The sequence below is a fragment of the Rhizobium sp. CF142 genome, assembly GCF_000281145.1.
Taxonomy (GTDB): Bacteria; Pseudomonadota; Alphaproteobacteria; order Rhizobiales; family Rhizobiaceae; genus Rhizobium.
The window spans coordinates 26863-49972 of the sequence record NZ_AJWE01000124.1 but is presented as its reverse complement, the minus strand read 5'-3'; the positions used below and the strand labels follow the sequence as shown (position 1 = coordinate 49972).

The 23110-nt window shown below is 60.4% G+C and carries 22 protein-coding genes and 1 riboswitch; of the genes, 18 read left to right on the top strand and 4 right to left on the bottom strand.

The annotated features are described in order from the left end of the window. The 4 genes from PMI11_RS31190 (at window position 1) to PMI11_RS31175 (ending at window position 3153) form a co-directional block, all read left to right on the top strand. On the top strand, window positions 1-405 hold the full coding sequence (locus PMI11_RS31190; RefSeq protein ID WP_007825447.1) for an RNA-binding S4 domain-containing protein: 405 nt from the start codon (window positions 1-3) through the stop codon (window positions 403-405). Window positions 406-600: 195 nt separating this feature from the next. Beyond that, window positions 601-939 (top strand): ferredoxin FdxA, encoded by a 339-nt coding sequence (gene fdxA / locus PMI11_RS31185; protein WP_007825445.1) that lies wholly within the window; start codon window positions 601-603, stop codon window positions 937-939. A gap of 397 nt (window positions 940-1336) precedes the next feature. Continuing rightward, a complete protein-coding gene (locus PMI11_RS31180; protein ID WP_007825443.1) occupies window positions 1337-1909 on the top strand; it encodes a CarD family transcriptional regulator in 573 nt (190 codons plus the stop codon). A 380-nt stretch (window positions 1910-2289) separates the two neighbouring features. After that, window positions 2290-3153: an RNA polymerase factor sigma-32 gene (locus PMI11_RS31175; protein ID WP_007825441.1), complete on the top strand. Its 864-nt coding sequence runs from the start codon at window positions 2290-2292 to the stop codon at window positions 3151-3153. Between the two features lie 53 nt (window positions 3154-3206). Here the strand turns inward: PMI11_RS31175 and PMI11_RS31170 are convergent, their stop codons facing one another. Together PMI11_RS31170 and PMI11_RS31165 are read right to left on the bottom strand one after the other, a co-directional pair. Continuing rightward, window positions 3207-4751 carry a M48 family metalloprotease gene (locus PMI11_RS31170; RefSeq protein ID WP_037072539.1) on the bottom strand — a complete coding sequence of 515 codons (1545 nt, stop codon included), beginning with the start codon at window positions 4749-4751 and terminating at the stop codon, window positions 3207-3209. Window positions 4752-5135: 384 nt separating this feature from the next. Further along, window positions 5136-6677 (bottom strand): MDR family MFS transporter, encoded by a 1542-nt coding sequence (locus PMI11_RS31165; RefSeq protein WP_037072538.1) that lies wholly within the window; start codon window positions 6675-6677, stop codon window positions 5136-5138. A 117-nt stretch (window positions 6678-6794) separates the two neighbouring features. On the opposite strand from PMI11_RS31165, the gene PMI11_RS31160 reads away from it, so the two are divergent. From PMI11_RS31160 to PMI11_RS31135, 6 genes are all read left to right on the top strand, one after another. Next, a complete protein-coding gene (locus PMI11_RS31160; RefSeq protein WP_007825435.1) occupies window positions 6795-7319 on the top strand; it encodes a MarR family winged helix-turn-helix transcriptional regulator in 525 nt (174 codons plus the stop codon). A 93-nt stretch (window positions 7320-7412) separates the two neighbouring features. Then, a complete protein-coding gene (locus PMI11_RS31155) occupies window positions 7413-8087 on the top strand; it encodes an OmpW/AlkL family protein (RefSeq protein WP_007825432.1) in 675 nt (224 codons plus the stop codon). 120 nt (window positions 8088-8207) lie between these two features. Then, window positions 8208-8864 carry a thiamine diphosphokinase gene (locus PMI11_RS31150; protein WP_007825430.1) on the top strand — a complete coding sequence of 219 codons (657 nt, stop codon included), beginning with the start codon at window positions 8208-8210 and terminating at the stop codon, window positions 8862-8864. Between the two features lie 3 nt (window positions 8865-8867). Beyond that, window positions 8868-10691, top strand: coding sequence for an ABC-F family ATP-binding cassette domain-containing protein (locus PMI11_RS31145; RefSeq protein WP_007825428.1), 1824 nt, complete (start codon window positions 8868-8870; stop codon window positions 10689-10691). Between the two features lie 104 nt (window positions 10692-10795). Next, complete coding sequence (locus PMI11_RS31140) at window positions 10796-11194, top strand: VOC family protein (protein WP_007825426.1); 399 nt, start codon at window positions 10796-10798, stop codon at window positions 11192-11194. Between the two features lie 161 nt (window positions 11195-11355). Continuing rightward, the gene (locus tag PMI11_RS31135; RefSeq protein ID WP_007825424.1) at window positions 11356-11985 is read left to right on the top strand and encodes a hypothetical protein; all 630 of its coding nucleotides are present in this window, start codon (window positions 11356-11358) and stop codon (window positions 11983-11985) included. A gap of 55 nt (window positions 11986-12040) precedes the next feature. On the opposite strand, the gene PMI11_RS31130 is transcribed toward PMI11_RS31135, so the two are convergent. After that, window positions 12041-13882, bottom strand: a complete 1842-nt coding sequence (locus PMI11_RS31130; RefSeq protein WP_007825422.1) for an ABC transporter ATP-binding protein/permease — start codon at window positions 13880-13882, stop codon at window positions 12041-12043. A gap of 148 nt (window positions 13883-14030) precedes the next feature. Then, window positions 14031-14108, top strand: a riboswitch (SAM riboswitch). Window positions 14109-14155: 47 nt separating this feature from the next. Between PMI11_RS31130 and metA the strand changes: the two genes are divergently transcribed. From metA to PMI11_RS31100, 6 genes are all read left to right on the top strand, one after another. Continuing rightward, window positions 14156-15079 carry a homoserine O-acetyltransferase MetA gene (metA, locus tag PMI11_RS31125; protein WP_007825420.1) on the top strand — a complete coding sequence of 308 codons (924 nt, stop codon included), beginning with the start codon at window positions 14156-14158 and terminating at the stop codon, window positions 15077-15079. A gap of 140 nt (window positions 15080-15219) precedes the next feature. After that, complete coding sequence (locus PMI11_RS31120) at window positions 15220-16242, top strand: aldose epimerase family protein (RefSeq protein WP_007825418.1); 1023 nt, start codon at window positions 15220-15222, stop codon at window positions 16240-16242. 117 nt (window positions 16243-16359) lie between these two features. Continuing rightward, window positions 16360-17133, top strand: coding sequence for a GntR family transcriptional regulator (locus tag PMI11_RS31115; protein ID WP_007825416.1), 774 nt, complete (start codon window positions 16360-16362; stop codon window positions 17131-17133). After that, on the top strand, window positions 17130-18161 hold the full coding sequence (locus tag PMI11_RS31110; protein WP_007825414.1) for an SIS domain-containing protein: 1032 nt from the start codon (window positions 17130-17132) through the stop codon (window positions 18159-18161). Before PMI11_RS31115 ends, PMI11_RS31110 begins: the two co-directional genes overlap by 4 nt. After that, window positions 18161-19312 (top strand): N-acetylglucosamine-6-phosphate deacetylase, encoded by a 1152-nt coding sequence (gene nagA / locus PMI11_RS31105; RefSeq protein ID WP_007825411.1) that lies wholly within the window; start codon window positions 18161-18163, stop codon window positions 19310-19312. Before PMI11_RS31110 ends, nagA begins: the two co-directional genes overlap by 1 nt. Window positions 19313-19324: 12 nt before the next feature. Beyond that, window positions 19325-20053, top strand: a complete 729-nt coding sequence (locus PMI11_RS31100; protein WP_007825410.1) for an SIS domain-containing protein — start codon at window positions 19325-19327, stop codon at window positions 20051-20053. Between the two features lie 129 nt (window positions 20054-20182). Here the strand turns inward: PMI11_RS31100 and efp are convergent, their stop codons facing one another. Next, window positions 20183-20752, bottom strand: a complete 570-nt coding sequence (gene efp, locus PMI11_RS31095; RefSeq protein ID WP_007825409.1) for an elongation factor P — start codon at window positions 20750-20752, stop codon at window positions 20183-20185. A gap of 150 nt (window positions 20753-20902) precedes the next feature. Between efp and epmA the strand changes: the two genes are divergently transcribed. Continuing rightward, the gene (gene epmA, locus PMI11_RS31090) at window positions 20903-21967 is read left to right on the top strand and encodes an EF-P lysine aminoacylase EpmA (RefSeq protein ID WP_007825408.1); all 1065 of its coding nucleotides are present in this window, start codon (window positions 20903-20905) and stop codon (window positions 21965-21967) included. Further along, on the top strand, window positions 21964-23016 hold the full coding sequence (locus PMI11_RS31085) for a lysine-2,3-aminomutase-like protein (RefSeq protein WP_007825407.1): 1053 nt from the start codon (window positions 21964-21966) through the stop codon (window positions 23014-23016). Before epmA ends, PMI11_RS31085 begins: the two co-directional genes overlap by 4 nt. Window positions 23017-23110: the final 94 nt, after the last annotated feature.

Below are 23110 nucleotides of genomic sequence, written 5' to 3'. Positions count from 1 at the left end.
ATGGGCGAAGAGACACAGCCGGGAAGCGGTTCGCGCCAGCGCATCGACAAATGGCTGTTCTTCGCACGTATGGTGAAATCGCGCTCGCTGGCGCAGAGCCATATCCAGTCCGGTCACGTCAGCATCAATGGCGCGCGTTGTGCGCAGCCGAGCCAGATGATCAAGGTGGGCGACCGCGTTGAGCTGACGCTGGAGCGGCGGGACGTCGTTCTCGTCGTCCGTCTGCCTGGCGAGCGGCGCGGACCCTATGAGGAGGCGAAGCTGCTCTATGAGGATCTGTCGCCGCCTCCGAATGTGGCAAAACGCCTCACCCCTTATGAGCAGGCTATTCGGGCCACCGGCTCCGGAAGACCGACGAAAAAGGAACGGCGCGCAATCGACAGGCTGATGTCGGATGAGGATTAGAAAACTCTTCCTGCCGTCAGCTTTTCGAAGATCGTTTGTCCTTGAAATCCTGCTGTAAAGCCGATACGTGACACACAACCTGCCGGGTAGCGTGCTTGCCTCCCAAGCCTGTCCACGCTTTCTCTCCGGCTTAGGGGACAGGCGCGACGTTCCAGGTTGCCCGGCCCCGCCCGCGTGGAAATCCTGGAGTTCTTCATGACCTATGTCGTGACCGACAATTGCATTCGCTGCAAATACACCGACTGTGTTGAAGTCTGCCCCGTCGACTGTTTCTACGAGGGCGAGAATTTCCTCGTCATCCATCCCGATGAGTGCATCGACTGCGGCGTCTGCGAGCCGGAATGTCCTGCAGAGGCGATTAAGCCCGATACTGAACCGGGTCTCGACAAGTGGCTGAAGATCAACGCTGAATATGCGAGCATCTGGCCGAACATCACGGTCAAGAAAGAGCCGATGGCCGAGGCCAAGGAGATGGACGGCGAGACCGGAAAATTCGAGAAATACTTCTCGGAAAAGCCCGGTAGCGGCGACTGAAAATCTCGACGTACGGTGCCGTTGAAACCGGGTTCAGCGGCAGCTTAAACGTTTCAAATTACGCGTGAGTCACATGGGGGCTATGTGTTGCCCACATGACTCACGTTAAGCAAATTATTGATTTCCTCATATTTTTGTGATACGTTCACCACACTGTTCCATTTGTGGCATGACGCGTGCCCAAAACCATCACGAAAGTAAAACAAATCCGTACGCGGTTTCCGTGACATATCAATAACTTGAGCTGTCGGATCCCAAGATCGCGCGCAAGGATACCTTTTGCTTCTGTCTGGTGGAACCAGAGTGAAGTCACCCGACGGATTTAACCGTCTCATCCGGGCCTGACTGACCCGGCTCCGGCCGCCGCCGGTAGCGTAACAGGGAGTTTTTGATTAGAATGACCACCCAGCAGAAAAAACCTTCTACCGCACGTCACGGCTTCAAGACTGGTGAATCGATCGTGTACCCCGCACATGGCGTCGGTACCATCACGGCTATCGAAGAGCAAGAAGTCGCCGGCATGAAGCTTGAACTTTTCGTCATCGATTTCGAAAAGGACAAGATGCGTCTGAAGGTTCCGGTCGCGAAGGCCATGAGCATCGGCATGCGCAAGCTTTCCGAGACCGACTTCGTCGAGCGCGCCCTCAAGGTCGTGCAGGGCAAGGCTCGCGTCAAGCGCACCATGTGGTCCCGCCGCGCCCAGGAATATGATGCCAAGATCAATTCCGGCGACCTGATTTCCATCGCAGAAGTCGTTCGCGATCTTTACCGTGCCGAGAACCAGCCGGAGCAGTCCTATTCCGAGCGTCAGCTCTATGAGGCTGCCCTCGACCGCATGGCTCGCGAAATCGCTGCCGTCAACAAGATGTCTGAAACCGAAGCAGTTCGCCTCGTCGAGACCAATCTCAACAAGGGTCCGAAGCGTGGCAAGGTAATCGAGGAAGACGACTCGCAGGACGAAGCCGCTTAATAGCGCATTGTTTTTGCAGATGAAAAAACCCGGCCTTGGTGCCGGGTTTTTTATTGGAACTTTTTCGCTGCTACGACGTTGATACACAGTAATGCGGACATAACCGGAGCCCATAACGCTCGGTTTGAATTCCGCCGAAGCTGTCAACGTTCGATGAGGAGCGGATCATGATTTCCAGAATTTGCCTTTCCGGCAATCTCAAGAAACAGATCCAACCCTGCCGTCTTGGCGGCACATGACGAGAGATAGGGCCTCCTCCTGAAAAGTCCAGGAGGAGGCCTTTATGCATTCAAGACCCTAGTTTGCTCCGGAGCAGCGATGTTCCGGAAACGATGTTTGCTTGTTCATTTTTAGGCACGTGGCCCATTTAGGAGAGCGATATGAAGAACATGTCTGCAGATCGGCGCATGATCAAAATAGCAATGGCGGCTCCCTATCTTGCTCGTGAAGAAGAACACAATCTGGCCATCCGCTGGAAGGATCATGAGGATCGTGGCGCTCGCAACCAGATCGCCATGGCGCATATGCGCCTCGTCATTTCCATGGCGGGCAAGTTCCGCAATTTCGGCCTGCCGATGAGCGATCTCGTGCAGGAAGGCTATGTCGGGCTTCTGGAGGCCGCGGCCCGGTTCGAACCGGCGCGCGATGTGCGCTTTTCCACCTATGCAAGCTGGTGGATCCGCGCCTCGATCCAGGACTATATCCTGCGCAATTGGTCGATCGTGCGCGGCGGAACGAGTTCGGCCCAGAAGGCACTGTTCTTCAATCTGCGGCGCCTGCGCGCCAAGCTTGCCAAGGGCGATACGCAGCTGACACTGCAATCCATTCATCAGGAAATTGCCGCTGCCCTCGGTGTCAGCCTTGCCGACGTGCAGACCATGGACGCGCGCCTTTCCGGCAATGACGCCTCGCTGCAGGCGCCTTCCGTCTCGGGTGATGCCGACAGTGCAGAAAAGATGGATTTCCTCGTCAGCGACGAACCATTGCCGGATGAGCAGGTCTCGAACATGATCGACGGCGAACGCCGTCGCGTCTGGCTTGCCTCTGCCCTCAAGCATCTCAACGAGCGTGAAATGAAGATCATCAGCGCGCGCCGGCTGGCCGAAGACGGAGCAACACTCGAAGAGCTCGGCGCTGACCTCGGTATTTCCAAAGAGCGCGTGCGCCAGATCGAAAGCCGGGCGATGGAAAAGCTTCGCACGGCGCTCGTCAGTGCCGATCCGCACATGGCGGCCTATGCCTGATAGGAATTACTCCCCAGCAGCACAGACTGGCCCGGCATAAGCCGGGCCTTCTTTTATTCGGAGATGATCTTCACGCGGTCGCCGGGAGAAACGGCAGCGCCCGTCGGCAGGGCGTTGATCAGTTTGAAGAGATCAAGCTTGCGATCGGTACCCATCATGCGGGAAGCGAGCGTGGTGATGTTCTCGCCTGGGCGGACTGTGACCACCCGCACGCGCAGCGGTTTCAGCGAAGCGGCTTCGTCCGGCGTCATGCGGCGGAAGCTTGCGCGCAGAACGTCTGCCGTCGGCTCCAACGACGGGCTGCCTTTCGGCACCGCCGTCAGAAAGCGGAAGATCTGATTGTTGTTTCTGATGACAGTGACGTCGAAGTCCCAACGGTCGGCAGTGGCGCGCGCGGTCGCAGCCTCCATGCCATTGACGTTGATCGGCTGGATGGTCGAGGGATCAAGGCCGGTAACCCAGCCGCTGGAAATGTAATTCGTCAGGCTCTGGTTCTGGTTGTCGGCCACGCCGTCGAAGCGGATGGCGATATCGTTCGGGCCGGTTGCCATGACGGCTTCGACCTTGTTGTCGATGCTGAAGTCGGGCGGCACATCGAAGCGGATGCCGAGGCCGCCGTGCAGGAAGGTCTGGCCGCGTACATAGCCCTCTTCCGGACTGTCGCCGTAGAGAAGGCCATCGATGCCATCGAGATAGTAGCCACGGCCCTTGTCGCCGACTGAGCCTTCCTGGCCGAAGGCGCGAGCGTGGCTGCGGGCAAGCTCGATGCGCTGGGCGGAATTCGGATGGCTCGACAGGAAGTCCAGGCTTTGGTCGGCCTCGGGATCGACCGACATGAAGCGGCTGTAAGCGGCCATGGAATCGAGGAAACGGGCTGCGGCATAAGGATCATAGCCGGCTTCGCCGAGCATGCGTACGCCGATGACGTCGGCCTGCAGTTCCTGCTGACGAGAGAAGGCGGCAAGACGCAGCTTGCCGCGGGCAAGCGCCTGTTTGCCGGCTATATCGCTCGACAACACTTCGGCGACGACGCGGCTGGCAATGACTTCGGCCTCTTCGCGCTTCTGCCGCTCGATGCCATGGTTTGCGGTGACGTGGCCCATCTCGTGTGACAGCACGGCCGCGACTTCCGAGGCATCGTTGGCGAGCGCCAGCAGGCCGCGAGTGACATAGAGATACCCGCCCGGCAGCGCGAAGGCGTTGATAGCGGGCGAGTTCAGGATGGTGATGCGGTAGGACTGGCTCGGATTTTCCGAGACGGCCGTCAGCGCGCCGGCGATGCGGGCGACGAGGCGCTCGGTCTTGGCGTCCTTATACTCGCCGCCATAACTCGCGACGATGCGCGGATGCTCGCGGGCGCCCATGGCGGCGCGCGGATCGTTCTTCTGCACTTCGTCGACGATTTGCGGATTAGACGAAGGGCCGACGGTCGGCTGATAGGATTGTTGGATCAACGACTCGCAGCCGTTCAGCGCGACGGCGCAGGCCGACAGCAGCAAGAAGCGGCGCGCCCAGCGGCGTGGCGCCAAAAAGGCATCACTGGAAAGCGCGGGCGATTTCCACGTCGTCATGCTGTCCAGTCTGTCTCTCCGCACCATTTTAAGTCGCCGGTCTGCCGCATCTTCGGGCCGGCCGTTGCCAGGAAAATTCAATAGGCTTCCGCCTCGGTTCTCGCGCTGCACAATCGGCCGATCCAAGTCTTTGCTGTAGCCGATTTCCGCGTGGGTTGCATAGCGAGACTCTATCTAAATGTGGCGCCGTTGCATTTCGGCAATGCCCCGCCTGTCGAGGCACTTCTCGCTCCGATGAAATTATGGCGAAAGTTCCATCGCAAGTGCAGATTCCGGCTGCACTGCGGAAAAAATCGGTCAGTATGGCGACCGATACGGGCACGCGTAACATTCGCGCGAATAATGCAATTAATGGTGGTGTTTTCGGGCCGACTAAATTGGCGAGGCGCGCGGAGGCCGCGCGCCCTCTGCCTACTCCGCGGCTTCGGCGGCGACGTTGGTCTGGCTGGTCTTCTGTTCGCCAGCGCGGGGGAGCTGCACCGGCTTCAGCATGATGGCGGCGATCAGACCGATCAAAGCAATGCCGCAGGAGGTCATGAACAGTGGCGAGAAGGCGGAGGCGTAAGCATTAGCCACCGCCTGACGGCTGGCTTCGGGAAGGGCTGCCATCATTTTCGGCGTCAGCTCCTCGATATTGGCCACACCCGGGATGGAGGAGCCGAGCCTGCCGAGCTGCGATGCAATGATTGCACCGTAGATGGAGATGGCAATCGAGGCGCCGCCCATGCGCGACAGCGTGACCGAGCCGGTCGCGGCACCCACATCGCGGGCCGGTGCGGCATTCTGAACGCCGATGACCGGAACCTGCTGGGCAAGGCCGATACCGATGCCGTGCAGCAGCATGATCGCGCCGATGAAGGCAATCGGTGTGCCGGCATGAACCTGCGAGATCAGTGCAAAAGCGATGGCGCTGCAGGTGAGGCTGGCAATGGCGAAGGGCTTGTAGCGACCGGTCTTCGAAATGATGCGACCGGCATTCAGTGAGCCGCAGACGAGACCGCCTGTCAGCAGAATGAAGAGCAGCCCGGCGCCTGACGGCGAAAGGCCTGTCGTCGTCTGCAGGAACAGCGCGAGGTAGTTGACCATGCCGATGGCGATCGCACCACCCATGATCGAGATCACCAGCAGCAGGCTGAAGGTGGAATTGCGGAAGAGCGGCAGCGGCACGATCGGCTCCGGCGCGCGACGTTCGACGAAAACCCAGGTGATGGCGCAAGCGACACCGAAGGCGATTATGCCGATGCTCTGCGGCGAGATCAACGCACCGAAAAGCTCGCTGCTGTCGGTCGCAAGCACGATGCTGGTTGTCGTCAGCGCCAGCAGGAGTGCGCCGGCATAGTCGATCTTCGGCCGGCGATGCGGCTTGCGGTAAGGCAGCATGAAGGCGAGGCCGGTAAGCACGATGAAGCCGATCGGCACATTGACGAGGAAGATCGAGCGCCAGCCGAAGAGATCACTCATCGTGCCGCCGAGGACCGGGCCGATGGCGCCGGAGGCCATCAGTACGAGGCTGGAATAGCTCTGATATCGGGCGCGTTCGCGCGGCTCGAAGAGGTCGGCGTTGACGGCGAAGATCGAAACCATGATGCCGCCGCCGCCAAAGCCCTGCAGCACGCGGGCGGCAATCAGCGTGTTCATCGAAACAGCGAGACCGCAGACGGCGGAGCCCACCGTGAAGATCGCGATCGCCGTCATCATCACATATTTGCGTCCGAAGAGATCGCCGAGCTTGCCATAGAGCGGCATCACGGCGCTGAGCGCCAGCAGATAGGCCGAACCGATCCAGCCGAAGCGATCCAGATGACCGAATTCGCCGACGATGGTCGGCAGTGCGGTGGAGACGATCTGGTTATCCAGCGTCGCCATGAACATGGCGGTCATCAGGAAGAAGAAAAGGATGAGCCGCCGACGGGGATCCGTTACGAGCGGTGCGGGGGCAAGTTGCATATCCATGGGATGGACCATTTTCGTTATGTAGATGCCTTATGTGCTAATGTCATATATTTGTCAATGGCACATTATTGATATTGGCATATTTTACTTTTAACTCCGGTCTGTTATGGTTTCGTCATGAACGAGACCTTGACCAAGACAAGAACGACCGAGCTTGATGATCCGTTGGAGAGCGTGCCGCGCATCGGCCGCACGATGACGCGTATGCGAATGATGACAGGACGCCGACTGATCGGCCGCCTGGCGATCCAGAGCGTGGCGCCGGATCTGGAGCTGTCGCATCTCGACGTACTCGATGCCGTGCGCCGCGCGCAGGAAAACGGCGAGGTAACGGTCGGCGCCATTGCCGAGATGCTGCGCATCGATCCGTCGAGGGCAAGCCGCGTCGTGTCGGATATGGTGGGTCGAAACGTCCTGCGCCGTGAGGCTTCGCAGGCGGATGCACGGCGTATCGTCGTCGTCATGACCCCGCTCGGGACGAATCTGCTGGCGGAAATCCGGGCCCAGAAGCTCGCCTTCGTTTCCGAGGTCGTGCGGGACTGGCCGCAGGAAGAGATCGACACTTTCTCGCTGCTGTTCGAGAAATTCATCGGCGGCTACGAGGCGATCTTCCTTTCCCGCGACAAGGATACGCCGGGCTAGAGAAAATAGTCCAAGCGTTTGATCTCGCTCAAGCCGACCCGTCCAAGGCAAGCCTAAGTCTCTCCTCGTTCGACGACATCAGGAGAGATTCACATGAAACATCATCCGCTTCGGCTGAGGGGTATTTTTGCCACTATCGTTTTCGCATCCTTCGGGCATGCGGCGCTTTCGGCCGATCTGGCGCCTTCAGCGGGCTCGCCAATGGCCACGCAAAGCCCATGGCAGGTACGCCTGCGTGCGCTTGGCGTGATCACGCGCGACAACGGTTCAGTCGACGGCATTCCCGGATCCGATCTGTCCTATTCGGACACGGTGATTCCGGAAGTGGATATCTCCTATTTCTTCACCGACAATATTTCCGCGGAGCTCATTCTCGGCACGACCTATGCCAATGTGCATGGCGAAGGCTCGATTGCCGGTCTCGGGGAAATCGGCAAGACGTGGCTGCTGCCGCCGACGCTGACGCTGCAATATCATTTCACCGATTTCGGTGCCTTCCAGCCCTATCTCGGTGCCGGTGTGAACTACACGGTCTTCTACAACCAGTCCGGCAAGAGCGCCGACAGCCTCGATGTGAAGAACACATTCGGCGTCGCGCTGCAGGCCGGTTTCGACTACATGTTCGATGAGCATTGGGGTGCGAACCTGGATGTGAAGAAGATCTTCCTGCGTCCGGATTTCGATGCGACAGTCGGCGGTGCCGATGTCAGCGGCAAGGCGAAACTGGATCCCTGGCTGATCGGCGCCGGTGTCACCTATCGCTTCTAGAGCATTTGATTGACGCAATTCCCGCAAAACGGCTGCGCGCTTTTGCGGGAATTGCTTTGAGGGAAAGGCACCGGATATCCGGCGCCTCTTCCCCTTCACCCCCCCTTTGCGCTATGGGCAATGCCCATGAGCCAATCCACCTTCACCATCCTGCTCGGCGGGGCACTCAGCCTGACGGATCGTCTGCGCGACGCCGTGCGGGAAAGCCGGTTCATCGCGGCCGACGGCGGCATGCGGCATGCGGCGGCGCTCGGCGTGGTGCCGGAATTGTGGGTTGGCGATTTCGATTCGACGTCGCCCGATCTCGACGTCGCTTTTCCCGACGTACCGCGCCAGCCCTATCCAGCCGCAAAGGCTGCGACGGACGGTGAAATTGCCGTTACCGAGGCGATCGAGCGTGGTGCGAAGCGCCTGATCCTTGCGGGTGCGCTGGGCGGCGAACGGTCCGACCACGCCTTGCAGCATCTGCTCTACGCCGTGGAGCTGGCGGAGGAAGGCTTCGACATGCTACTGACATCGGGCAGTGAGGAGGCCGTGCCTTTGCTTCCTGGCTCGCTGGAGATCGATCTTCCGCCGGGCAGCCTGTTTTCCGTGCCAGGTTTCAGCGAGCTGCGTGGCCTGTTCATCGAAAATGCCCGCTATCCGCTCGCCGACTTCCATTTGCCCTTCGGCTCGTCGCGCACCATTTCCAATGTGGCGGAAGGCCCCGTGCGCTTCTCGCTTGCCAGCGGCAGGGCCATCGTGCTCGCGCGGCCCTATGATCTTTCCGGAGTCTGATTCTTGGCGCCTCCCATTCTGAAACTCGACGATATCTTCCTGAGCTTCGGCGGTGCACCGCTTCTGGCGGGAGCTGCCCTGCAGGTGGAGTCCGGCGACAAGATCTGCCTCGTGGGCCGCAACGGCTCGGGCAAATCGACGCTTCTGAAGATCGCAGCAGGCCTCGTCGACGCGCAGTCGGGTGAGGTCTTCCGCCATCCAGCGTCCACGGTGCGCTATCTGGAGCAGGCGCCGGATTTTGCCGACTTCGAGACCGTGCAGGCCTATGCCGAAGCCGGACTCGGGCCGGGCGACGATCCCTATCGTGTCAGCTACCTGCTCTCGCATCTCGGGCTGACCGGCGAGGAAAATCCTAAGAACCTATCCGGCGGCGAGGCGCGCCGCGCAGCACTTGCGCGCGTACTGGCGCCGGAGCCCGACATCCTGCTGCTCGACGAGCCAACCAATCATCTCGACCTGCCGACCATCGAGTGGCTGGAGGGCGAATTGCAGAAGACGCGCAGTGCGCTGGTGCTGATCTCGCACGACCGCCGCTTCCTCGAAAAGGTCTCGACGGCCACCGTCTGGCTCGACCGCGGCACGTCTCGCCGGCTCGACAAGGGCTTTGCGTTTTTCGAGGCGTGGCGGGACCAGGTGCTGGAAGCAGAGGAGCTGGAGCAGCACAAGCTCGGCAAGGCGATCGAGCGTGAGGAGCACTGGCTGCGTTATGGCGTGACGGCACGACGCAAACGCAACATGCGCCGGCTTGGCGAGCTGCAGACGATGCGTTCGCAGTATCGCGGCCACAAGGGGCCGCAGGGAACGGTACAGGCAAGCGCTTCCGATGCGCAGGAATCCGGCAAGCTGGTGATCGAGGCTGACAAGATCACCAAGAGCTATGACGACCGGCCGATCGTCGCGCCGTTCTCGATCCGCGTGCATCGCGGCGATTGCATCGGTCTCGTCGGCCCGAACGGCGCCGGCAAGACGACGCTTTTGAAGATGCTGACCGGCCAGCTTGCGCCCGACAGCGGCACCGTGAAGCTCGGCACCAATCTTGATATCGCGACCCTGGACCAGAAGCGCGAAGATCTGAACCTCGACGATACGCTTGCCAACTACCTGACGGACGGGCGTGGCGAGAACCTGCTGGTCAATGGCGAGCAGCGGCATGTGACTGGCTACATGAAGGAATTCCTGTTCCAGCCGGAGCAGGCGCGCACGCCGATCAAGAACCTCTCCGGCGGCGAACGCGCCCGGCTGATGCTGGCGCGCATCCTGTCGCGGCCGACGAACCTGCTCATCCTCGACGAGCCGACCAACGATCTCGACATCGAGACGCTGGATCTCTTGCAGGAGATCGTCACGGGTTTTGCCGGCACCGTCATCCTCGTCAGCCACGATCGCGACTTCCTCGACCGGACGGTGACCTCGACGATTGCGCCAGCCAATCCGGAAGCGCCGGATGGGCGCTGGATCGAATATGCCGGCGGCTATTCCGACATGCTGGCGCAGCGCAAGGGTGCGGCCGAGGAGCGCCGCAGGGCCGAGAAGGCGGCGGAAAAGCCCAAGGCGCAGGAGACTGCGGCTGCCGCACCCTCTGCCTCGAAGGCCAAGCTCTCCTACAAGCAGAAATTCGCTCTCGAAAACCTGCCGAAAGAAATGGCCAAGGCAGAGGTGGAGATCGGCAAGCGTGAGGAGAAGATGGCCGATCCGAGCCTCTTCACCAAGGATCCGGCAACATTTAATCGGCTGGCATCCGAGATGGAGAAGCTGCGCGAAAGCCTGACGAAGATGGAAGAGGAATGGCTGGAACTCGAAATGCTGCGCGAAGAGCTGGAAGGCTGATCCGATAAAAATTTCCTGAAATGTCGGATCGGGTGGTTTTTCTCCGTCCTTGGGCCGAACGTGATCAACGGCATGGTGCCGCCACGTCATAAGGGAGATTTTTCATGCGCATGATTTTCGTGAACCTGCCGGTCAAGGACCTCGTCAAGTCGAAGGAATTCTTCTCGGCGCTCGGCTTTTCCTACAATCCGAATTTTACCACCGACGATGCTGCGTGCATGATCGTGGAGGAAAACATCTATGTGATGCTGCTGACCCACGGTCATTTCCAGCAGTTCATCGAAGGCGATATTGCCGATACGACGAAGGGCAAGGAAGTGCTGACCTGCCTCTCGGCCGGCAGCCGCGATGAGGTGGATGATTACCTCAAGAAGGCGTTGGCAGCGGGCGGCAAGCCCTGGAAGCCGATCCTCGATATGGGGCCGATGTATGGATGCAGCTTCCAGGACCTCGACGGCCATGTCTGGGAAATCATGTACATGGACATGTCTGCTGCCGGTTGAGCCGGTCTTTTCAAAGGTCTTTCGCGGACTCCGGCCTCTGGAACCGGATTGTCGGGGTCCGCTTTCCTCACTTTTCCTTGATTCGCCCGCGCCGCGTCATGCGGCATAGAGTGCCGCTCAGCCGGGGGTCGTGCCGATCAATGGCGACAAGGAAGAGTTACATGTCTAGCAAATCCTATACCAGAATATTGACGGCGCTTGCCGCCAGCGGCTTCGTCGTGCTTAGCCTTTCGCAGGCGGCGATTGCTCAGGAAAGCCAGCGCCTGCGCGTGCGTGGCACGATCGAGAGCCTCAACGGCGACACGCTAACCGTCAAGACCCGCGAGGGCAGCGATGCGACGGTGGCGCTCAAGTCCGGTTGGAAGGTCGCCGGTATCAGGAATGCTTCCGTCGATGATATCAAGGTCGGCGATTTCGTCGGTGTCGCCTCCCTGCCGAAAGGCGCAGGTCCCGATGGCGCGATCGAGGTGCTGATCTTCCCGGCCGCGATGAAGGGTACTGGTGAAGGCAGCCGTCCGTGGGACGTGCAACCGAACAGCTCGATGACGAATGCGACCGTCAGCAATGCGGTCAAGGCTGTCGACGGCCACACAATCACGCTCACCTATCAGGGCAAGGAAAAGACCATCTCGATTGCCGAGGGTACGCCGATCGTCACCTTTGCGCCGGCAACGAAAGACGATCTGAAGCCGGGTGCCGGCGTCATCGTGATGGCGGAAAGGGCAGCCGACGGCAGTATTTCGGCCGCGCAGGTCGCCGTCGGCATCAACGGCGTGATGCCGCCGATGTAAGCTCTCCTGGAGCAATTCCAGCTGATCCGCTGTAGACTTCTTCTACTGGAATTGATCAGAGCGCCGGGGCAGGAGCTGCTGCGGCGCTCGATCCTGCAACGGACGCTACCGGTTCTTCATTGGATTTCGAAGGCAGCGCCAGCAGGTGCAGTGTGCGCGGATGCAGCGATTCCAGATAGGTCTCCGAGCGGCCGATGTAGATCATGCCGGTGTCCGGCATCGTAGTAAGCAGCTTCGTCATCGTGCGCTGCCATTCCGGCTCCATGCCTTCAAGCACTTCGTCGAAGACGACCCAGCGCGGCTTGACGAGGAGCAGGCGCGCAAAGCCGATTGCCTTCTGTTCATCGGCATCGAGAAGCTTGTCCCAGCGCGCGCGGCTATCGAGGCGGGCGACCAGCGAATGCAAGCCGGCAGCCTCAAGCGCAGCTTCGATGGCCGCCGTGTCATAGGCTTCGGGTTTTTCGGGGAATGCGATTGCCTCGCGCAGCGTTCCGCCCGGCACATAGGCAACCTGAGGGATGAACAGGATGTCGTCAATCGGCGGCAGGCCTATTGTGCCTTTGCCGCAGGGCCAGAGGCCGGCCATGGCCTGGAAGAGCAGGCGGCGGTTCACGCTGTGATCGCCGTTGATCATGACCTTTTCGCCGGCCCTGATCGTCACATCCGTTTCACGCATCTGGAAGCCGCCGCAATCATCGATATCCTCGCCAAGCTTGGCCATGATGACGATATCCTTCAGCGTCAACCTGTCGGGCGCGGTTTCCTCGTAGACGATTGCGTCCTTCAAATCGAAGCCGTCATCCATCTCCTGAAGCGCCTGGCGGAAATCGGTGACGCGCATCAGCGTGGCGCGCCATTCGGCAATCGGGCCGAAGTTGGCGACATACCAGCGCAGCGCCGTATTGACCTGGTTGAAGGCGCCAACCGACATCATCAGCTGGCCGAAAGTGAGCCCGCCGGAGAAATAAGCGGGGGCTGCAACAATGATCGGGATAACGATAACCAGCCAGCCATAACCCGCCGAGACCCAGGTCAAGTTGGTATTGGCCATGGCGAGCCGCTTGATCACGGTAAGGACGTTGCTGATATCGCCGTTGATGCGCTTGCGCTCGTTCTCTTCGCCGCGCGCCACTGTTATCGCCGGCATGTTCTCGTTGGCATGCATCAGCGCAAAGCGCAGTTCGGCTTCCTTCGAGAACCGGTCGGCATTGAGCTTGACGAGCTTGCGGCCAACGACCTGGCTCAATAGCGAGGCCGATGCGGCGTAGAAGATCGCCGCCCAGACCATGTAGCCGGGGATGGTGAAGCTGTGGCCGCTGATATGGAAGATGAAGCCGCTCGAAAGTTCCCACAAGACGCCGATGAAACTGACGAGCAGGATGGTCGATTGCAAGAGGCCGAGAGCGAGGTTGGTAGTGCTTTCGGCAAGATTGCGGGAATCTTCGTGAAGGCGCTGGTCCGGGTTAACGCCGAGGATGCCGATGGTGGAGAGCTTGAGGGCGCGCTTGCGCTCCAGCCACTGATCGACGAGATCGCGCGAGAGGCCTTCGCGCATGTAGAGGGCCGTCATCTGATTCAGCCATGCCTGCAGCACGTTTAGCAGCAACAGCGCGCCAGCGATCATCGCGAAGACTTCGAGCTGGCGGAAGAACTCGCCGAGATCACGACGCTCGAGGGAATCGTAGAAGGGGGCGTTCCATTCGTTGAGGATCACCTGTCCGTAGGCGGTTGCCAGGATGATAATGACAAGCAGAACCGCGAGCGCGACGACTTTGCCGCGGACCTGCGAATTCCAGAATGCGGAGAACATCACTCCAAGCCGATATGTCAGGCTGAGATCATACCCCACCCGGTCCTGACTCTGGATGCCCTTCCCTCCTTTTACGTCATTTTTCATTATTTTTTTCCAAAATCGCCCATCACACCATTAATAACATGGGGGCGTTACTGGTCCATCAACAGATTCCACCACCCATAAAGAAAGCGTGATGGTTTGTGCAGCTGTCTCTATTGACAGTTGATTCGCAGCGCGACTGGCGCTAATTAAGATGGCTCGTGGTGATTTGGCCGGCCGGCTTGCAGCCACGTTAAATAAGTCGCTAAAGGGCCGCGTGCGGACCGGTAGCGATTCTTTCGCCGCCGGTTTTTTATTTTGATCGAGTTGACCGCAATGCCCATCAAGATTCCCGATACGCTGCCCGCCTTCGAAACCCTCGTGAACGAGGGCGTGCGGGTGATGACCGAAACGGTGGCGATCCGCCAGGATATCCGCCCGCTGCAGATCGGGCTGCTCAACCTCATGCCGAACAAGATCAAGACCGAAGTGCAGATGGCGCGCCTGGTCGGCGCTTCGCCGCTGCAGGTGGAATTCTCGTTGGTCCGTGTCGGCAACCACAAGGCCAAGAATACTTCTGAAGAACATCTGCTCGCCTTCTACCAGACCTGGGAGGAAGTGAAGCACCGCAAGTTTGACGGCTTCATCATCACGGGTGCGCCGATCGAGACGCTGCCTTACGAGGACGTTACCTATTGGAAGGAAATGCAGCAGATTTTCGACTGGACGCAGACAAACGTCCATTCGACCATGAATGTCTGCTGGGGTGCGATGGCAGGGATTTATCATTTCCACGGCGTGCCGAAGTATGAACTGAAGGAAAAGGCCTTCGGCGTCTACCGTCACCGCAATCTCAAACCCTCTTCCGTTTATCTCAACGGTTTCTCTGATAATTTCGAGGTTCCGGTGTCGCGCTGGACCGAGGTGCGCCGGGCCGACATCGAGAAGGTCGACGGCCTCGAGATCCTGATGGAATCGAGCGAGATGGGCGTCTGTCTCGTCCACGAGCCAAAGGGTCGGCGGCTTTATATCTTCAATCACGTCGAATATGATTCCACGTCTCTTTCGGACGAATATTTCCGCGACGTGAATGCCGGCGTGCCGATCAAGATGCCGCACAATTACTTCCCGCATAACGATCCGGCGCTCGCGCCGCAGAACCGCTGGCGCAGCCATGCGCATCTGCTTTTCGGCAACTGGATCAATGAGATCTACCAGACGACGCCCTACGATATCGAAGAGATCGGCTCGGACATCTGAGCGTCACCGGTCTGGTTTAGAAATAACGCCGTCGCAGAAATGCGACGGCGTTTTGTTTTCCGGCACTGCCCGGTTGCGGTTTGCGGCGAATGGGGGCAGGTTCCGGTTCCAGAATTCTAGGGATGGAGTGAGCGTCGATCATGGCGGACAAGTTGGAACGGGAAGTTTTCGGACAGACGAAGGACGGGGAGACCGTCCATCGCGTCGTCATCCGCGGCGGCGGACTGACGGTCAAGGTGTTGAGCTGGGGCGCAGTGATCCAGGATATCAGGCTCGAGAGCCATAATGCCCCGCTGGTGCTCGGCTTCGAGGATTTAGGCAGCTACCTCGCGCATTCGCCTTTCTTCGGCGCTACGCCGGGACGCTGTGCCAACCGCATCGGCGACGGCAAGTTCACACTCGACGGCAAGGACTACCAGCTCGAATTGAACGAGAAGGGTGTCACGCATCTTCACGGCGGCAGCAACAATATCGGTACGCTCGTTTGGACGATCGTCGAGCATGAGACCGACCGTGTCGTGCTGAAGATCGTCGATCCCGATGGCCGCGCCGGTTATCCCGGCAACTGCACGGTCCAGGCGACCTATCGCGTGCATGGCAATGGCGAGCTTTCCGTCAATTACGAGACGACGACGGACCAGCCGACGATCGCCAATGTCTGCCAGCACTCCTATTTCAATCTCGATGGCCGGGAGGATGCGCTGGCGCATGACATCATGATCGCTGCCGACCACTATCTGCCGACCAATGAGAAGCAGATACCGACCGGCGAGATCCGCTCTGTCGAGGGCACCGCGTTCGATTTCCGCGCGATGGCGCCGATGAAGCGTTTCGCCGAGCAGGAGCAGGCGCTCTACGACCATAATTTCTGCTTCTCGAGCGAGCGCACGGCCAAGCGCTCCGTCGTACTTGCCCGCAGCTTGCATTCCGGCGTTTCGCTGGAAGTGCGCACGACCGAGCCTGGCGTACAGTTCTATGCCGGCTTCAAGCTCGGCGTGCCGGTGCCGGGTCTCGGTGGCCGCAAGTATGGGCCATTCGCAGGTTTCTGCCTGGAAACGCAGATCTGGCCTGACGCCATCAATCACGCGGATTTTCCGAACGCGGTTCTGCGTCCAGGTGAGGTACTGCGGCAGGAAACGGATTACATCTTCACGAAGAACTGAGTTCAGCCATCCTGTCAGGATCAATGAAAACCCTCGCGGTGTCCCGCGAGGGTTTTTCTTTTTGGTGAAGCGAATCCGACTTGCCGATTGGTTCTAAATAGGTTCTATTATGTGTCCATGGATAGAACCAGTCTGATAGCGGAACTGAATGGCCGTGGGCTGCGCGATGAGGCGGCAACGGGGCCGCTTTACAAGCGGCTGGCGCTGGCGCTCACAGGCCTCATTCAGGAAGGTCTGCTGAAGCCCGGAACAGCGTTGCCCGGCGAGCGCGATCTGGCGGAAGCCTTGAAGCTTGGCCGCGTGACGGTTCGGACAGCCTATCGCGATCTCATGACATCGGGTGCGCTGGAATCGCGCCACGGCAGCGGCACCTTCGTTTCCAGCAAGGTGGAGCGCATGGAGCAGTCGCTATGGCGGCTTTCCTCCTTCTCGGCGGACATGCGCTCGCGTGGGCGCTCGCCGGCAGCGAAGATCCTGTCGCGTACCATCAACAATCCGTCTCCCGAAGAATCCTTCCTGCTCGGCCTCGGTGTCGATGAGCCTGTGCTGCGGCTCGACCGCCTTCGTCTGGCTGACGGCCTGCCCCTCGCCATCGAACGCGCCGTCGTGCCGGTCAAGTTTCTAGGCGAGGATGCCGGCGGCGAAGGCTCGCTCTATGACGCGCTTGCCCAGAGCGGCCACAAGCCGGTACGCGCCATGCAGCGACTGACGGCCGTCACGCTCGATCCTTCATCGGCGGCTATCCTCGATGTCAAGGCCGGTGCGCCGGCACTTCTGATCGAACGCGTTTCACGCCTGGAAGACCAGCGCGTCGTTGAATACACCCGATCGCATTATCGTGGTGACGCCTATGATTTCGTCGCCGAACTGAGAATTGGAGATGACCTATGAGTGAGAACCAGTCGTTGATGCTGCAGGAGGCGGGCCAGTCGCCCGAAGTGGTCGCCACCCTGCTCGAAAAGGAAAAGCCGGTCTTCGCAGAAATCGCCCGGCTATTCTCGTCCGCCCGCCCGAGCGTCGTGACGACGGCGGCGCGTGGTTCTTCCGACCATGCGGCGACCTTCTTCAAATATCTGTTCGAGATTACCTGTGGCGTGCCGGTCGCCTCGATCGGCCCGTCTATTGCCTCCGTTTATGGTGCTCCCCTGCATCTGAAGGGCGGCATCCATTTCACCGTTTCACAGTCGGGCGCGAGTCCTGACATCGTGGCGCTGCAGGAAGCGGCCAAGAAGGGCGGGGCGACGACGATTGCCGTCGTCAATGTCACTGACAGCCCGCTCGCCAAGCAGGCCGATCTCGTTCTCGGCCTCAATGCCGGTGCTGAAAAGAGCGTTGCGGCGACCAAATCCTTCATCGCATCTGTCGCCGCGCTCGCCGGCGTGACGGCTGCGATCGGCGGCAAGGCCGATCTGCAGGCGGCGCTTGAGAAACTTCCGTCCGCTCTTTCCGCGACGTCCGGCATCGAAACCAAGGCAGCCGAGGATGTTCTGTTCAACGCCGCCTCGCTTTATACCGGCGGCCGCGGCACGGCTTTCGCCATCGCTCTCGAGGCTGCACTGAAGGCCAAGGAGACGGCTGGTCTTCACGCGGAGGCCTTCTCTCTTGCGGAACTGATGCACGGCCCGATGCGCCTGGTCCAGCCGGGTTTCCCGATCATCGGTTTTGTGCCTGAAGATGCCGCCTACGACAACAATGTAAAGGCGCTAGAGCGTCTGCAGAAGCTTGGCGCTACCACCGTGCCCTTCTCGACAAAGCCGCTCGCCGGCGTCAATCTGCAGGTTCCGACGACCGGCAACGGTCTTGTCGATCCCCTAGTTTCGCTGCTCGTCTACTATCGCCTGATCGAGTCCGTCACCCGCCGGAAGGGCTTTGATCCGGACAAGCCGGCCAACCTTCTCAAGGTGACGGAGACCGTCTGATGACCCGCAAGATCTTCACCGGCGCGCGTATCTTCGATGGCGAACGCTTCCATGACGAGCGGGCGCTGATCGTTAAGGATGGACGCGTCGAGGCGATCGTCGGCCTGAGTGATCTACCCGAGGGTGAACTCGTGACACTGGCAGGCGGCGTTCTGTCTGCCGGCTTCATCGATGCACAGGTCAATGGTGGCGGCGGCCGCATGCTGAACGATGAGCCATCGCCGGGTTCGATGTATATGATCGCCGATGGGCATCGGCCGTATGGAACGACGGCGCTGCTGCCGACGCTCATCACCGATACGGCAGAAGCGACGGCTGCCGCGATCGAAGCGGCGAAGATTGCGGTGAAGACCAACCGCGGCGTTGCTGGCCTGCATCTGGAAGGTCCGCATCTGGCGCCGGCGCGCAAGGGTGCGCATCTCGCCGAGCTGATGCGCCCGGTCGAGGACAAGGACGTCAAGGGCTTTATCGCCGCGCGCGAGGCCATCGGCACGCTACTCGTCACCATGGCGGCGGAGCAGGTGACAGTTTCGCAGGTGCGTGAACTGAGCGAAGCTGGTGTCATCGTCAGCATCGGCCATTCCGACAGCACCAGCGAGGCGGCGGAAGCCCGCTTCGATGCCGGGGCTCGCGGCGTGACGCATCTCTTCAACGCCATGAGCCAGCTGGCGCACCGCGCGCCAGGCCTCGTTGGTGCTGCGATCGATCATCCGGCGGTCTGGTGCGGCATCATCGCCGATGGACATCACGTCGATCCGAAGGCGTTGCGCACGGCGCTGCGTGCCAAGCGCGGCGAGGGCAAGCTTTTCTTTGTGACCGACGCCATGTCGCTGGTCGGCTCGCAGATGGATACGTTCACGCTGAACGGCCGCACCGTGCGGCGCGAAAGGGGCGGCTTCTGTTCGAAGCTCGTGCTCTCGGACGGCACTCTGGCAGGCTCGGACGTCGATATGGCTTCGACGATCCGCTACGGCGTCACCTATCTGGAGCTGACACTTGCCGAAGCGCTCAGGATGGCGACGCTCTATCCGGCGCGTTTTCTGCGGCTTGCCGATCGCGGTCATCTTTCGCCGGGCGCGCGTGCCGATCTCGTGCATTTCACCGATGCGATCGAAGTGACGGCGACCTGGCTAAACGGCGAAGCGGCTTGAAGGGAGCGGCGGATGAGTGACATCACGGACGCCTATTTCTCCAATCTGATCGGCCGGCTGGAAGAGTTGAAGCGAGCGCTGGCCGAACCAATGGCGCAGGCCGCCGCCGCGATCCTCGAGGCTGCCCGCGGCGACAAGCGTGTCTATGTCTTCGGCACCGGCCATTCACATATGCTGGCGGAAGAGGTGCATTACCGCGCCGGCGGACTTGCCTTCACGGTGCCCGTTCTCGTCGGCTCGGCCATGCTGCATGAGGGTGCGGTCATCAGCTCGGTCTATGAGCGCACGCGGGGCTTGGTGCGGCCAATGCTGGAGCGTTACGGCATGCAGCCGGGCGATGTCATCATCATCGCCTCCAATTCAGGCGTGAATGCCGCGCCGATCGAGGCGGCCGACTATGCGCGCGAGATCGGCGCCAAGGTGATCGCCATCACCTCGATCGCCTATTCGACGGCGATCGCCAATGGGCGCCGGCGGCTTGCCGATGTGGCCGACGTGGTTCTGGATAATGGGTTGCCACCGGGTGACGCCGTTCTTGATCTCGATGGCACGGGCCTCCGGGTCGGGCCGGTCTCGACGGCGGTGGGCGTCACCGTCATCAATGCCATCTTTGCGGATGTCGCCTCCGAGCTTTCGAAATCAGGCGATGCGCCCGTTTATCTCAGCGCCAACATGCCGGGCGCTGCAGAAATCAATCAGAAGCTAGTGAAGAAATACCGGCCGCGTAACCCGCATCTCTGAGCAGGAGGCCGGCTTTTTTGCCAGTCTTTCTCTATTGGCGCTGCCGGAAGCGAATGAGTATTTCCGATCAAATGAAAACGGCCCGAAGCGGTTGCTTCAGGCCGTCCGAATGTCTGGAAACTGATGCAATCAGTTCTTGGCGCGCTCGACGTAGGAATTGTCTTCCGTCGCGATGACGACGCGGGTGCCGGCATCGATATGGGGCGGAACCAAAGTGCGGATGCCGTTCGAGAGCATCGCCGGCTTGTAGGAGGAGGAGGCCGTCTGGCCCTTCACGACCGGTTCGGTCTCAACGATCTCGAGGGTGACGTGGCGCGGAAGTTCGAGCGCCAGCGGAATACCTTCGTGGATCGACAGGATGCAGGTCATGCCTTCCTGGAGGAAGGCCTTCTGGTCGCCCATGGTGTCAACGTCGACGACGACCTGGTCATAGGTGGCCGGGTTCATGAAGTGGAAGCCTTCGCCGTCTTCATAAAGGTACTGGAAGTTGACGTCTTCGACGAAGGCGCGCTCGACCTGCTCGGTGGTGCGCCAACGCTCGGAAACCTTCACACCGTCGACGATGCGGCGCATGTCGACCTGGGTGACCGGCGTGCCCTTGCCCGGGTGGAAATTCTGAGCCGTGAGAACGACATAGAGCTTGCCGTCGACATCGAGAACGTTGCCCTTGCGGACCGAAGAGGCGATGACCTTGACCATAAGACTTCCTTGTAAGTCGGCTTTCGGCGTCGTAGAGGACAGTCAGAATGGCCCTGAAGACGCAAAATGTTTTTCTTTCGGGGCGCACTAACCTAAAATCGCAGAAATAGCCACCCCCATCCCGGCTGAATCCGGCGAGGAAAGCGTTGAATGAACCCCACGAGCGCCAAAGCGTCTCCCTGGTGGACCCCCGCCGTACATGCCGATCGCCGTCCGTTCCTCATGGGGCGCAACGCGATCCAGGCAGCGTTGCGCGGTTACTTCGCGCGTGAGGATTTCATCGAGGTCGATACCGCCACCCTGCAGGTCTCTCCGGGCAACGAGGCGCATCTGCATGCCTTTGCCACACAGGCTCTGACGACAGATGGACAGGCTGCACCCTTCTACCTGCACACATCGCCGGAATTTGCCTGCAAGAAGCTTTTGGCCGCTGGTGAAGAACGCATCGCCTGCTTCGCGCATGTCTATCGCAACCGCGAGCGTGGGCCGCTGCATCATCCTGAGTTCACCATGCTCGAATGGTATCGTGCGGGCGAAAGCTATGAAAGCCTGATGATGGATTGCGTGCGCATGCTGGCGCTCGCCGCCGAAACGGTTGGAACCGCAAGGCTCACCTATCGCGGCGCCGAGTGCGATCCCTTCGCCGGGCCGGAGCGGGTGAGCGTCGCGGAGGCTTTCAGCCGCCACGCGGGTATCGATCTTCTGGCTTCGGTTTCCGCCGATGGTTCGACTGATCGCGAACATCTGGCTGCCGAAATGCGGCGGGTCGGCATGCGCGTTGCCGATGACGATCATTGGGCCGATCTCTTCAGTCGGGTGCTGGTGGAGAAGGTCGAGCCGCATCTCGGCTTCGGCCGTGTCACCATTCTCGACGAATATCCTGTTTCAGAAGCGGCTCTTGCGCGGCCTTCGGCGCGCGATCCGCGCGTAGCGGAGCGCTTCGAGCTCTATGCCTGCGGGGTCGAGCTTGCCAACGGCTTTGGCGAACTGACAAATGCCGCCGAGCAGCGGCGCCGTTTCGAGATCGAGATGGCGGAGAAGATGCGGGTCTATGGCGAGGCCTATCCGCTCGATGAGGATTTTCTGGCGGCGCTGGCGATCATGCCGGAAGCGAGCGGCATCGCGCTCGGCTTCGATCGGCTGGTGATGCTGGCGACAGGTGCGTCGCGGATCGATCAGGTGCTCTGGGCGCCGGTGGCGGAGTACGGCCGATGAATGTCATGCGTCCGATCAAGAGCGTCGACGATCTCGTCAGGGCGGGGCTGATCGAGGAAGCCGACCGGCTGGCGCTCGATGAGGTCGCCGCGCGCTATGCCATCGCGCTGACGCCTGCCATGGCGAGGCTGATCAATCATGCCGATCCGGCCGATCCGATTGCCCGGCAGTTCGTGCCCGATGCGGCGGAACTCGTCACCACGCCCGAGGAACGGGCCGACCCCATCGGGGACCATGCGCACAGCCCGGTTGAGGGCATCGTGCATCGCTATCCGGACCGCGTGCTGTTGAAGGCCGTGCATGTCTGCCCGGTCTATTGCCGCTTCTGCTTCCGGCGCGAGATGGTGGGGCCGCAGGGGCTCGGCACGCTCGATCCTTCAGCACTGGCTGCAGCCTTCGACTATATCCGCGGGCATGGCGAGATCTGGGAAGTGATCCTGACTGGCGGCGATCCGCTGGTGCTCTCACCAAGACGTCTTGGTGAGATTCTCGTTGAGCTTGCAGAGATCGAGCATGTGAAGATCGTGCGCTTTCATACGCGCGTGCCCGTCGTCGATCCGCAGAAGATCGATGCGGAATTGATCGCGGCGCTGAAAGCGAGCGGCAAGACCATCTATATAGCGCTTCATGCCAACCATCCGCGTGAGCTGACGACTGAAGCACGCGCCGCCTGCGCCCGTCTCGTCGATGCCGGCATCGTCATGGTCAGCCAGTCGGTGCTCCTGAAGGGCGTCAATGACGATCCCGACGTGCTGGCAGAACTTATGCGGGCCTTCGTCGAGACGCGCGTGAAACCCTATTATCTGCATCATCCGGATCTTGCGCCCGGCACCAGCCATTTCAGGCTGTCGATAGAAGAGGGGCAGAAGATCGTCGCCTCGCTTCGCGGCCGCATCTCTGGTCTCTGCCAACCGACCTATATTCTCGATATTCCCGGTGGTTACGGCAAGGCTGTCATCGGTGAGAGCGCTGTGAAGACGACCGCGGAGGGCTGCTACTCGGTTTCGGACTATCGCGGCGGCGAGCATTCCTATCCGCCTGCCGGTTAACGCAAAAGCGCGCTCCCGGCGTACCATTTCTGCACTCGATATAGCCGAGGCCATTTGCTGCCGGTCGTCTCAGGCCACATCAAACTATTGATAG

Excerpts from the sequence above, each read along its gene's own strand:
- efp (WP_007825409.1), bottom strand. The coding sequence starts at position 20,752 with ATGGTCAAGGTCATCGCCTCTTCGGTCCGCAAGGGCAACGTTCTCGAT.
- PMI11_RS31160 (WP_007825435.1), top strand. The coding sequence starts at position 6,795 with ATGAACGAGACCTTGACCAAGACAAGAACGACCGAGCTTGATGATCCG.
- PMI11_RS31170 (WP_037072539.1), bottom strand. The coding sequence starts at position 4,751 with ATGGTGCGGAGAGACAGACTGGACAGCATGACGACGTGGAAATCGCCC.
- metA (WP_007825420.1), top strand. The coding sequence starts at position 14,156 with ATGCCCATCAAGATTCCCGATACGCTGCCCGCCTTCGAAACCCTCGTG.
- PMI11_RS31150 (WP_007825430.1), top strand. The coding sequence starts at position 8,208 with ATGCCCATGAGCCAATCCACCTTCACCATCCTGCTCGGCGGGGCACTC.
- PMI11_RS31100 (WP_007825410.1), top strand. The coding sequence starts at position 19,325 with ATGAGTGACATCACGGACGCCTATTTCTCCAATCTGATCGGCCGGCTG.
- PMI11_RS31190 (WP_007825447.1), top strand. The coding sequence starts at position 1 with ATGGGCGAAGAGACACAGCCGGGAAGCGGTTCGCGCCAGCGCATCGAC.
- PMI11_RS31110 (WP_007825414.1), top strand. The coding sequence starts at position 17,130 with ATGAGTGAGAACCAGTCGTTGATGCTGCAGGAGGCGGGCCAGTCGCCC.
- PMI11_RS31120 (WP_007825418.1), top strand. The coding sequence starts at position 15,220 with ATGGCGGACAAGTTGGAACGGGAAGTTTTCGGACAGACGAAGGACGGG.
- PMI11_RS31175 (WP_007825441.1), top strand. The coding sequence starts at position 2,290 with ATGAAGAACATGTCTGCAGATCGGCGCATGATCAAAATAGCAATGGCG.
- PMI11_RS31140 (WP_007825426.1), top strand. The coding sequence starts at position 10,796 with ATGCGCATGATTTTCGTGAACCTGCCGGTCAAGGACCTCGTCAAGTCG.
- PMI11_RS31085 (WP_007825407.1), top strand. The coding sequence starts at position 21,964 with ATGAATGTCATGCGTCCGATCAAGAGCGTCGACGATCTCGTCAGGGCG.
- nagA (WP_007825411.1), top strand. The coding sequence starts at position 18,161 with ATGACCCGCAAGATCTTCACCGGCGCGCGTATCTTCGATGGCGAACGC.
- PMI11_RS31155 (WP_007825432.1), top strand. The coding sequence starts at position 7,413 with ATGAAACATCATCCGCTTCGGCTGAGGGGTATTTTTGCCACTATCGTT.
- PMI11_RS31180 (WP_007825443.1), top strand. The coding sequence starts at position 1,337 with ATGACCACCCAGCAGAAAAAACCTTCTACCGCACGTCACGGCTTCAAG.
- PMI11_RS31135 (WP_007825424.1), top strand. The coding sequence starts at position 11,356 with ATGTCTAGCAAATCCTATACCAGAATATTGACGGCGCTTGCCGCCAGC.
- PMI11_RS31165 (WP_037072538.1), bottom strand. The coding sequence starts at position 6,677 with ATGGATATGCAACTTGCCCCCGCACCGCTCGTAACGGATCCCCGTCGG.
- fdxA (WP_007825445.1), top strand. The coding sequence starts at position 601 with ATGACCTATGTCGTGACCGACAATTGCATTCGCTGCAAATACACCGAC.
- PMI11_RS31115 (WP_007825416.1), top strand. The coding sequence starts at position 16,360 with ATGGATAGAACCAGTCTGATAGCGGAACTGAATGGCCGTGGGCTGCGC.
- PMI11_RS31130 (WP_007825422.1), bottom strand. The coding sequence starts at position 13,882 with ATGAAAAATGACGTAAAAGGAGGGAAGGGCATCCAGAGTCAGGACCGG.
- epmA (WP_007825408.1), top strand. The coding sequence starts at position 20,903 with ATGAACCCCACGAGCGCCAAAGCGTCTCCCTGGTGGACCCCCGCCGTA.